Annotated in this window: 7 protein-coding genes; 6 read left to right on the top strand and 1 reads right to left on the bottom strand. The window is 70.0% G+C overall.

Annotation, left to right across the window (positions count from 1 at the left end):
• Positions 1–92 precede the first annotated feature (92 nt).
• The gene (gene betA, locus ACIBQ1_RS35035) at positions 93–1,730 is read left to right on the top strand and encodes a choline dehydrogenase (RefSeq protein ID WP_397283594.1); all 1,638 of its coding nucleotides are present in this window, start codon (positions 93–95) and stop codon (positions 1,728–1,730) included.
• A 45-nt stretch (positions 1,731–1,775) separates the two neighbouring features.
• Here betA and purU read toward each other — a convergent pair whose 3' ends face one another.
• Entirely contained in the window at positions 1,776–2,639 is an 864-nt protein-coding gene (purU, locus tag ACIBQ1_RS35030) for a formyltetrahydrofolate deformylase (protein WP_397283593.1), read from the bottom strand.
• A 223-nt stretch (positions 2,640–2,862) separates the two neighbouring features.
• Here purU and ACIBQ1_RS35025 point away from each other — a divergent pair, with 223 nt between their 5' ends.
• The 5 genes from ACIBQ1_RS35025 (at position 2,863) to ACIBQ1_RS35005 (ending at position 11,004) form a co-directional block, all read left to right on the top strand.
• Positions 2,863–4,323 carry an aldehyde dehydrogenase family protein gene (locus ACIBQ1_RS35025; RefSeq protein WP_397283592.1) on the top strand — a complete coding sequence of 487 codons (1,461 nt, stop codon included), beginning with the start codon at positions 2,863–2,865 and terminating at the stop codon, positions 4,321–4,323.
• Between the two features lie 24 nt (positions 4,324–4,347).
• Positions 4,348–5,406 (top strand): glycine betaine/L-proline ABC transporter ATP-binding protein, encoded by a 1,059-nt coding sequence (locus ACIBQ1_RS35020; RefSeq protein WP_397283591.1) that lies wholly within the window; start codon positions 4,348–4,350, stop codon positions 5,404–5,406.
• Positions 5,406–7,403 (top strand): ABC transporter permease subunit, encoded by a 1,998-nt coding sequence (locus ACIBQ1_RS35015; RefSeq protein ID WP_397283590.1) that lies wholly within the window; start codon positions 5,406–5,408, stop codon positions 7,401–7,403. The genes ACIBQ1_RS35020 and ACIBQ1_RS35015 overlap by 1 nt, the downstream gene beginning before the upstream one ends.
• Before the next feature lie 25 nt (positions 7,404–7,428).
• Positions 7,429–8,406 carry an ABC transporter substrate-binding protein gene (locus ACIBQ1_RS35010; RefSeq protein ID WP_397283589.1) on the top strand — a complete coding sequence of 326 codons (978 nt, stop codon included), beginning with the start codon at positions 7,429–7,431 and terminating at the stop codon, positions 8,404–8,406.
• A gap of 195 nt (positions 8,407–8,601) precedes the next feature.
• On the top strand, positions 8,602–11,004 hold the full coding sequence (locus ACIBQ1_RS35005; RefSeq protein ID WP_397283588.1) for an FAD-dependent oxidoreductase: 2,403 nt from the start codon (positions 8,602–8,604) through the stop codon (positions 11,002–11,004).
• The last annotated feature ends 9 nt before the right edge of the window (positions 11,005–11,013 follow it).

Raw genomic sequence — 11,013 nt, 5'->3', positions numbered from 1 at the left:
ATACAAGCTCAAAAGATCTCCTGTTGCGAGTAGTGAAACGCAATGCGTATAGCGCTACGATTTGGCGAAACGCGCGAGCGAGACGAGGCACCATGACGTCCAATCAATACGACTTCGTCATCGTCGGAGGCGGCTCGGCCGGCAGCGCGCTGGCGAACCGGCTCTCCGCGGACCCTGCCACGCGGGTGCTCGTCCTGGAGGCGGGCCGATCGGACTACCCGTGGGACGTGTTCATCCACATGCCCGCGGCCCTGCCGTTCCCCATCGGCAACCGCTTCTACGACTGGCGTTACGAGTCGGAACCCGAGCCGCACATGAACGGCAGGCGGATCTACCACGCTCGCGGCAAGGTGCTCGGCGGTTCCAGCAGCATCAACGGCATGATCTTCCAGCGCGGCAACCCGCTGGACTACGAGCGGTGGGGCGCCGATCCCGGGATGAAGAGCTGGGACTACGCCCACTGCCTGCCGTACTTCAAGCGGATGGAGAACTGCCTGGCCGACCCCGACACCCCGTGGCGCGGCCACGGCGGGCCGCTGGTGCTGGAGCGCGGGGCGGCCGGCACGCCGCTGTACGACGCGTTCTTCCAGGCGGTGCAGCAGGCCGGCTATCCCCTGACCGACGACGTGAACGGCTACCGGCAGGAGGGCTTCGCCCGCTTCGACCGCAACATCCGGCGCGGGCGCCGGCTCAGCGCCGCCAGGGCGTACCTGCACCCGGTCATGAAGCGGCCCAACCTGACCGTCAAGACGCGCGTGCTGGTGACGAAGGTCATCTTCGAGGGGACCAGGGCCGTCGGCGTCGAGTTCGACGGCGGCCGGGTCCGCGCGGGCGAGGTCATCCTGTGCGGCGGCGCGATCAACTCGCCGCAGCTGCTGCAGCTGTCCGGGATCGGCAACGCCGGCGAGCTGCGCGCGCTCGGCGTCGACGTCGTGCACGACCTGCCGGGCGTGGGCGAGAACCTTCAGGACCACCTCGAGGTCTACATCCAGCACGGCTGCGGCAGGCCGGTCTCGATGCAGCCGAACCTGCAGAAGTGGCGCCACCCCTGGATCGGCGCGCAGTGGCTGTTCCTGCGCGGCGGGCCGGGCGCGACCAACCACTTCGAGGCGGGCGGCTTCGTGCGCGGCAACGACGACGTCGACTACCCCAACCTGATGTTCCACTTCCTGCCGCTGGCCGTGCGTTACGACGGCTCGGCACCGGCGGGCGGGCACGGCTACCAGGTGCACGTCGGGCCCATGTACTCCGACGCCCGCGGCTCGGTGAAGATCAAGGGCACGGATCCACGGCAGCATCCCGCGCTGCGCTTCAACTACCTGTCCACCGATCAGGACAAGCGCGAGTGGGTGGAGGCCGTCCGGGTGGCCCGCAAGATCCTCGGGGCGCCGGCGCTGGCCGAGTTCAGCACGGGCGAGGTGTCGCCCGGAGCGTCCGTGGAGACCGACGAGGAGATCCTGGACTGGGTGGCCAGGGACGGCGAGACCGCCCTGCACCCCTCGTGCACGGCCAGGATGGGCGTGGACGCGATGTCGGTGCTCGACCCGGACACGATGCGGGTGCACGGCGTCGACGGGCTGCGCGTGGTGGACGCCTCGGCCATGCCGTACGTGACCAACGGCAACATCTACGCGCCGGTCATGATGCTGGCGGAGAAGGCGGCCGACCTCATCCTGGGCAACACGCCGCTGCCGCCGCAGACGACCGAGTTCTACCGTCACCGGGCATGAGGAAAGGGCGGTGGGGCTCCCCCCACCGCCCTTTCCTCGTGGTGATCAGCGGAAGACCACGGTGCGGTTGCCGTTGAGCAGGACGCGCTGCTCGCTGTGCCACTTCACGGCCCTGGCCAGCACCTGCGCCTCCACGTCCCGGCCGGCCGCGACCAGGTCTTCGGAGTCGAGCTCGTGGTCCACCCTGGCCACGTCCTGCTCGATGATGGGCCCCTCGTCCAGGTCGGCCGTGACGTAGTGCGCGGTCGCCCCGATGAGCTTCACGCCGCGCTCGTGCGCCTGGTGGTACGGCTTGGCGCCCTTGAAACCCGGCAGGAAGGAGTGGTGGATGTTGATGGCCCGCCCCTCCAGCCTCTTGCACAGGTCGTCGGAAAGGATCTGCATGTACCGCGCCAGGACCACCAGCTCCGCGTCGTACTCCTCGACCAGCTCCAGGATCCGCGCCTCGGCCTCGGCCTTGGTCGCGGCCGTGACGGGCACGTGGTGGTAGGGCACGCCGTACGAGGCGGCGAGCGCCTCCATGTCGGGGTGGTTGGAGACGATCGCGGGGATCTCGATGTTGAGCGCGCCCACCTGGCGGCGGTACAGCAGGTCGTTCAGGCAGTGGCCGAACTTGGACACCATGACCAGCGTGCGGGTGGGCGTGGCCGCGTCCTTCAGCTGCCAGTTCATCTGGAAGGACTCGGCGACGTAGGTGAACCCCTCGCGCAGCCGTTCGATCTCGTCATGCGCGGCGAAGTGCACCCGCATGAAGAAGCCGCCGCCCTTGCGGTCGTTGAACTGCTTGCTCTGCAGCATGTTCCCACCGTGCTGGACGAGGAAGCTGCTGACCGCGTACACGATGCCCGGCTTGTCGGAGCAGGACACCGTGAGGATGAACTCGCGGCCAGGATCGGGACGTGGAGACATCACACCCTCCCGGTGTTGCGCATTACGCAAAGAAGAGATTGATACGCAACAGACTGAGGGCATGGAGCTGACCACGTCAAGGGGCGAGAAGGTCAAACCTCATCACAACGTATTTATTTGGCCAGTGATTCCGGCAAACCCTTGACGAACACTCGAAGACAAGTCAATCCTGTTCCTCATTGAGCAGCGCCTTGCGCGATACGCAACGATCAAAGGTGTGTCGATGACCGAGCTCTACATCGCAGGCGTGTGGACCAGGCCACTCGCCGGTGGTCAGCGGCGCATCCACTCGCCCGCCGACGGAAGCCTCGTGGCCACCGTGGCCGAGGGCACCGCCGCGGACACCGAGGCGGCGATCGCGGCGGCCAGGCGCGCCTTCGACAGCGGCCCCTGGCCCACGACACCGGCCCGCGAGCGCGGCGCGCTGCTGTCCAAGGTAGCCGACCTGCTGGAACGCGACCGCCACGCCTTCGCCCACGCCGAGTCGGGCGACACCGGCAAGCGCCTGGTGGAGAGCGAGTACGACATCGACGACTGCGTGGCCAGCCTGCGCTACTTCGCCGGCGTGGCGGGCACCGACGCGGGCCGGGTCGTCGACACCGGCCGCGACGACGCGATCAGCCGCATCGTCCACGAGCCGATCGGCGTCTGCGGCCTCATCACGCCGTGGAACTACCCCCTGCTCCAGACCACGTGGAAGGTCGCACCGGCGCTGGCCGCGGGCAACACCTTCGTGCTCAAGCCGAGCGAGCTGACCCCCAGCACGGCCATCCTGCTGATGCGCGCGCTGGCAGAGGCCGGGCTGCCGGACGGCGTGGCCAACCTCGTGCTGGGCACCGGCCCGGAGGTGGGCGCGCCGCTGGCCGAGCACCCGGACGTGGACATGGTCTCCTTCACCGGCGGTCTGGCCACCGGGCGGCGCGTCATGGCCGCCGCCGCGGCCACCGTGAAGCGGGTGGCGCTGGAGCTGGGCGGCAAGAACCCCAACATCGTCTTCGCCGACGCCGACTTCGACACGGCCGTCGACTTCGCGCTCACCGCGGTCTTCCTGCACTCCGGCCAGGTCTGCTCGGCGGGCGCGCGCCTGCTGGTGGAGGACTCCCTGCACGACGCGTTCGTCGACGAGGTCGTACGGCGGGCCGAGCAGATCCGCCTGGGCGGCCCCTTCGACCCGCAGGCCGACACCGGCCCGCTGATCTCCGCCGCGCACCTGGCCAAGGTCGAGGAGTACGTGGCGGCGGGTCTCGCCGAGGGGGCCGTGCTGCGCTGCGGCGGCCGCCGCCTCGACGGGCCCGGACACTTCTACCGGCCGACCGTCCTGGACGGGTGCAAGCAGGGCATGCGCGTGGTGCGCGAGGAGTCCTTCGGGCCCGTCCTGACCGTCGAGCGCTTCACGACCGAGGACGAGGCCGTCCGCCTCGCCAACGACACCGAGTACGGCCTGGCCGGCGCGGTCTGGACCCAGGACGCCGGCAAGGCGCAGCGGGTCGCGGGCCGGCTGCGGCACGGCACGGTGTGGATCAACGACTACCACCCCTACGTGCCGCAGGCCGAGTGGGGTGGGTTCAAGCAGTCCGGCAACGGCCGTGAGCTCGGCCCGACCGGCCTGGACGAGTACCGCGAGATCAAGCACGTCTGGCAGAACATCCGCCCGCGCCCACAGCGGTGGTTCCCAGAGAACTGACGCTCCGACGACGAAGAGGTGGTCATGACCGTCCCGTCACTGACCGAAAGCACACCACTCAACACCGAGGCACCCCCCATTCTCGACGTCCGAGGCCTGTGGAAGGTGTTCGGCCCCAAGGCCGACCGCGTGGTCGGCAGCACCCTGAGCCGCAAGGAGCTCAAGGAGCAGACCGGCTGCGTCGCCGCGGTCCGCGACGTCTCCTTCTCGGTCCGGCGGGGCGAGGTGTTCGTCGTCATGGGCCTGTCGGGCTCGGGCAAGTCCACCCTGGTGCGCTGCCTGACCCGGCTGATCGAGCCCACGGCGGGCGAGATCGTGCTCGACGGCGAGGACATCCGCGCGGCCGACGCCCGCAAGCTGCGCGAGCTGCGCAGGCACCGGATGGCGATGGTCTTCCAGCACTTCGGGCTGCTGCCGCACCGGTGCGTGCTGGAGAACGTGGCCTTCGGGCTGGAGATCCGCGGCACCCCCAAGAAGGACCGCTACGCGCGGGCCCGCGAGGTGCTCGGGCTGGTCGGGCTGACCGGCTTCGAGAACTCCTACCCCGACCAGCTGTCCGGCGGCATGCAGCAGCGCGTCGGCCTGGCCCGCGCGCTCGCGGCCGACCCCGACATGCTGCTGTTCGACGAGCCGTTCTCCGCGCTCGATCCGCTGATCAGGCGCGAGATGCAGAACGAGGTCATCCGCCTGCACCACGAGGTGGGCAAGACGATGATCTTCATCACCCACGACCTGAGCGAGGCGCTCAAGCTGGGCGATCGGATCCTCATCATGCGCGACGGCGAGCTGGTCCAGGTCGGCACGCCCGACGAGGTGGTGGGCGCGCCCGCCGACGAGTACGTGGCCAACTTCGTCAGCGACGTCCCGCGCTCGCACGTGCTGACGTTGTCGTGGATCATGCGCCCGCCCCTGGTCGACGAGCCGCTCGACGGCCCGGAGCTCGGACCCGACGTGGTCATCCGCGACGCCGTGCACGCCGTGCTGTCGGCCGACCGCCCGGTGCGCGTGGTCGGGGACGGCACCCTGCTCGGCGTGGTCACCAGCGCGGAGATCCTCGAAGTGATCGCCGGAGGGCAGCACTGATGGCGGCCGTCACGGCGGTCGCCGCCAGGCTGCACAAGCTGCCCGACCGCCGGTTGCTGCTGGCCCTGGTCATCGCGGTCTGGGTGGTGGGCTGGGCGGTGTTCGGCGGGCGCGACACCCAGCAGCTGGGCGGCGCCGAGCTGACCCCGCTGCACCGCGACCTCGGCCAGGCCATGGACGTCATCGACGACAGCCGCAACAGCAACCCGTTCTTCCTCTACTTCATCAACTACATCCGGCTCTTCCTGGACGACGCCGTGACCTTCGTCCAGGCGCTGATCAGTCAGCCGTCCTTCGGCCGCCCTCTGCCCGTGCTGGGCTGGCTCGGCGTGGTGGCGATCGCCACGGCCGTCGCCCTGCTGTACGGCAACAGGAAGGTGGCGGCGCTGACGGCCGCGGGCTTCCTGTCCTTCGGGCTGCTCGGCCTGTGGCAGGAGAGCATGGACACGCTCGCCCTCACGCTGACGGCGGTTGTGCTGTCGCTGGCCGTGGGCATCCCGCTCGGGATCTGGGCGGGGCTGAGCGACCGGTTCCAGCGGCTGGTCACGCCGGTGCTCGACTTCATGCAGACGATGCCGACGTTCGTCTATCTGGCGCCGCTGACGCTGTTCTTCCTCATCGGCCCGGCCAGCGCGACCGTGGCCACGATGATCTACGCGGTCCCGCCGGCCATCCGCATCACCGCGCACGGCATCCGGCAGGTCTCGCCGGAGACAATGGAGGCGGGCACGTCGCTCGGCGCCACGCCCGCGCAGGCGCTGCGGCACGTGCGGCTGCCGATGGCCAGGCAGACGATCATCGTGGGTGTCAACCAGACGATCATGGCCGCGCTGTCCATGGCCACCATCGCGGCGCTGATCGACGCGCCCGGCCTGGGCAAGACCGTGCTCAAGGCGCTGCAGACGCTGGACGTCGGGACCGCCTTCAACGCCGGCCTGGCGATCGTGATCATGGCCGTGGTGCTCGACCGGGTGACCTCCGCCGCCAGCCGGCGGGTGGAGGTCCAGCGCCGCGCGGGCCGGCTGCGGACCGCGCGCCGGCGCCGCATCGAGGTGGCGGGCGTGTTCGGGATCGCGGCCGTGCTGGCCTACCAGTCCTACACCTACGTCTGGGCCGCGAACTTCCCCGTCGAGGCGAACATCGGCTCGTACGTGCGCAATGCCGCCGACACCGTCAGCGCCTGGGTGCAGGACAGCCTGGTGACCTACACCGACGCGCTGAAGAACGCGCTCACCAACGGGCTGCTCAACCCGTTCGAGGCCCTGCTGACCGGCTCGCCCTGGTGGCTGGTCTGCCTGGTGGCGGTGGCCGTGGCCCTGCTGGTGGGCAGCGCCCGCGCCGCGCTGTTCACCGCCATCGGGCTGCTGCTGGTGCTGCTGCTCGGGCTCTGGCAGGACAGCATGGTGACGCTGGCCTCAACGCTGGTCGCGACCATCCTGGTGATGGTGCTGGGGATGATCCTCGGCGTGTGGATGGGCCGCAGCGACCAGGCCGACACCCTGCTGCGCCCCGTGCTCGACGCGGGGCAGACCATGCCCGCCTTCGTGTACCTGGTGCCCATCCTCGGACTGTTCGGCCCGACGCGGTTCACCGCGATCATCGCCGCCGTGGTCTTCGCCGCGCCGGTGTCGATCAAGCTGGTGGCCGAGGGCATCAGGCGGGTCTCGCCCACCACGGTGGAGGCGGCGATCTCGGCCGGGGCGGGCACCTGGCAGCTGATCTCCAAGGTTCAGCTGCCGATGGCGCGCAGCGGCGTGACCCTGGCCGCGAGCCAGGGACTCATCTACGTGCTCTCGATGGTCGTCGTGGGCGGCCTGGTGGGCGCGGGGGCGCTCGGCTACGACGTGGTGGCCGGGTTCTCCCAGCACGAGCTCCGCGGGAAGGGGCTGGCCGCCGGGATCGCGATCGTGGTGCTCGGCATCGTGCTCGACCGGGTCATGCGCGCGGCCACGCAGCGGGCGGACGCAGCCGCCCACGGAGGGCTTCAGCACAAGTGACGGACAGGAAACACAGGAGGACCAAGTGGCGATTTCGAGAAGCGGCAGGATCAGGGCGCTCGCGCTCGTGACCGGCGGCGGCCTCCTGCTCAGCGCGTGCAGCGGAGCGAAGGTCGGCGAAACCCAGCAGGCCGCCGCGGGAGGCGGCAAGACGTGCGGCACGGTCAACCTCGCGGTCAACCCGTGGGTGGGCTACGAGGCCAACGCCGCGGTGATCGCGCTCGTCGCGGAGAAGAACCTCGGCTGCAAGGTGGTGAAGAAGGACCTGAAGGAGGAGGTGGCCTGGCAGGGCTTCGCCACCGGAGAGGTCGACGCGGTCGTGGAGAACTGGGCCCACGACGACCTGAAGAAGAAGTACATCGACGAGCAGAAGGTCGCCGTCTCGGCGGGGCTGACCGGCAACAAGGGCGTCATCGGCTGGTTCGTGCCGCCGTGGATGGCCAAGAAGTACCCCGACATCACCGACTCGAAGAACCTCAACAAGTACGCCTCGCTGTTCAAGACCTCCGAGTCCGGGGGCAAGGGCCAGCTGCTCGACGGCGACCCGTCCTTCGTCACCAACGACGCGGCGCTGGTCAAGAACCTCGATCTGAACTACAAGGTCGTCTACGCGGGCAGCGAGACGGCGCTCATCCAGGCCTTCCGGCAGGCGGAGAAGCAGCAGACGCCGCTCATCGGCTACTTCTACGACCCGCAGTGGTTCCTGTCGGAGGTCAAGCTGGTCAAGGTCAATCTGCCCGCGTACACCAAGGGGTGTGACGCCGACGCGGCCAAGGTGGCCTGCGACTACCCGCCGTACGAGCTGGACAAGATCGTGAGCAAGAAGTTCGCGGACTCCGGCAGCCCCGCCTACACGCTGGTCAAGAACTTCACCTGGACCAACGACGACCAGAACCTGGTGGCCCGGTACATCGCCGAGGACAAGATGACTCCCGAGGAGGCGGCCGCCAAGTGGGTCGCCGCCAACCCGGACAAGGTCAAGGCCTGGCTCCCCACGACCTGACCTGCCGTCCGCCGCGCCCGGCCCGATCGTCCTGCCGCGATCGGGCCGGGCGCACGTGTGCGCCCAGCGCCTGGATAGATCCCTCGAAAGCCGTACGGAATAAGACAGAACACCCCTTGACACCCGGAATGCGGCGAGCGACGCTTGTTGCGGAAAGCGCGTTTGGTTGCATATCACGCAACAACGGAGGTGGCTATGACGGGCCCGAGCGTGGTCATCATCGGCGCGGGCGTGGTCGGCGCCGCCTTGGCCGACGAACTGTCCGCCCGAGGCTGGACCGACGTCACCGTCGTCGACCAGGGAGACGTGCCCGCCACCGGCGGCTCCTCGTCGCATGCCCCCGGCCTGGTCTTCCAGATCAACGGCTCGAAGACGATGACCGAGATGGCCCGCTACACCGCGGAGAAGTTCGTCGAGCTCGACAGCTTCCTGCAGGTCGGCGGGCTGGAGGTGGCCACCGGCCCGCAGCGGCTGGCCGAGCTGCGCCGCAGGCACGGCTGGGCGGTCGCGTGGGGGATCGAGGCGCACCTGCTCACACCGGAGGAGTGCGTCGCCAAGCACTCGCTGCTGGACGAGGCCAAGGTGCTCGGCGGGCTGTTCATCCCGACGGACGGGCTGGCCAAGGCGGTCAAGGCGGTCGACGCCCAGCTGGCCAGGGCGCAGGAGCGCGGCGTGCGGGTGCTGCCCCGGCACGAGGTGCTCGACATCAGGACCCAGGACGGCAGGGTGTGCGCGGTGGTGACCGACCACGGCGACCTGCCCGCCGAGGTGGTCGTGTGCTGCGCCGGGATCTGGGGCCCGCGGGTGGCCCGCATGGTCGGCATGGAGCTGCCGCTCACCCCGCTGGCCCACCAGCTCGCCTGGACCGGGCAGGTGCCGGGGCTGGCCGGGCAGACCGAGGAGGCGACCCGGCCGATCCTCCGCCACCAGGACGCCGACCTGTACTACCGCGAGCGCTACGACACGCTCGGCATCGGCTACTACGGCCACCGGCCGATGCCGATCAGCGCCGACGAGATCCTCTCGGTGGACGAGGCGGAGGTGATGCCGTCGGTGCTCACCTTCACGCCCGACGACTTCGCCGTGGCCTGGGAGGAGACCCAGGCGCTGCTGCCCGACACGCAGAAGGCGGAGGTCGAGTCCGGCATCAACGGGCTGTTCTCCTTCACCACCGACCACCTGCCGCTGATGGGGCAGTCCCCGGACGTCGAGGGCTTCTGGGTGGCCGAGGCGGTCTGGGTCACCCACTCCGCGGGCGTCGGGCGGGCGATGGCCGAGTGGCTGGTCGACGGCCACTGCTCCTCGTTCGACCTGCACGAGTGCGACGTCAACCGGTTCGAGCCGCACCAGCTGGCGCCCGACTACGTGCGCGAGCGCGGCTGCCAGAACTACGTCGAGGTCTACGACATCATCCACCCGCTGCAGCCGATGGAGCACCCGCGCCCGCTGCGGGTGAGCCCCTTCCACCCGCGCCAGCGGGACCTGGACGCCGTCTTCCTGGAGGCCTCGGGCTGGGAGCGCCCGCAGTGGTACGGCGCCAACGCGCCGCTGCCGGCCGGGCGCGACCTCCCCACGCCCGGACCGTGGGCCGCGCAGTACTGGTCGCCGATCGTCGGCGCCGAGGCGCAGGCCACCCGCGAGGCGGTCGCGCTGTACGACATGAGCGCGCTCAAGCGGCTGGAGATCAGCGGCCCCGGCGCGCTGGCGTTCCTGCAGCGGATGACCACCGGCGACGTGTACAAGTCGGTCGGCTCGGTGACGTACTGCCTGCTGCTCGACACCGACGGCGGCATCCGCAGCGACGTCACCGTGGCCCGGCTCGGCCCCGACCGCTTCCAGGTCGGCGCCAACGGCAACCTGGACCTGGACTGGCTGGAGCGGCACCGCCCCGCCGACGTGTTCATCCGCGACATCACCGCCGGCACCTGCTGCCTGGGCGTGTGGGGCCCCAGGGCCCGCGACCTGGTCCAGCCGCTGACCGGCATCGACCTGACCGCGTTGAAGTACTTCCGCGGCGCCCGCGGCTTCATCGGCAACGTGCCCGTCACCATGCTGCGCCTGTCCTACGTCGGGGAGCTCGGCTGGGAGATCTACACCACCGCCGACATGGGGCTCAAGCTCTGGGACACGCTCTGGTCCGCGGGCGGGGAGCACGGCGTGCTGGCCGGCGGCCGGGGCGCCTTCACCAGCCTGCGCCTGGAGAAGGGCTACCGCTCCTTCGGCACCGACATGACCTTCGAGCACGACCCGTACGAGGCCGGCCTCGGCTTCGCGGTCAAGCTGGACAAGGGCGACTTCGTCGGCCGCCGGGCGCTGCTGGAGCGCAAGGAGTCGGTCGGCAGGAAGCTCACCTGCCTGCTGACCGACGAGGTGGTCATGGGCAAGGAGCCGGTCTACGACGGCGACCGCGTCGCCGGCTACGTCACCAGCGCCGCCTACGGCTACACCGTCGGCCGCGGCATCGCCTACGCCTGGCTGCCCGCCGCGCTCGCGAACCCCGGCCAGGCCCTGCACATCGGCTACTTCGACCAGCGCGTCCCGGCCGTCGTGGCGGAGGAGCCGCTCTTCGACCCGGCGATGACCCGGCTGCGCGGTTAGGGAAAGGAC

The sequence above is a fragment of the Nonomuraea sp. NPDC050153 genome (assembly GCF_044460125.1).
In the GTDB taxonomy this organism is placed as follows: domain Bacteria; phylum Actinomycetota; class Actinomycetes; order Streptosporangiales; family Streptosporangiaceae; genus Nonomuraea.
Note: the sequence above shows the minus strand (reverse complement) of the source record. Positions and strands in the feature narration are given on the sequence as shown.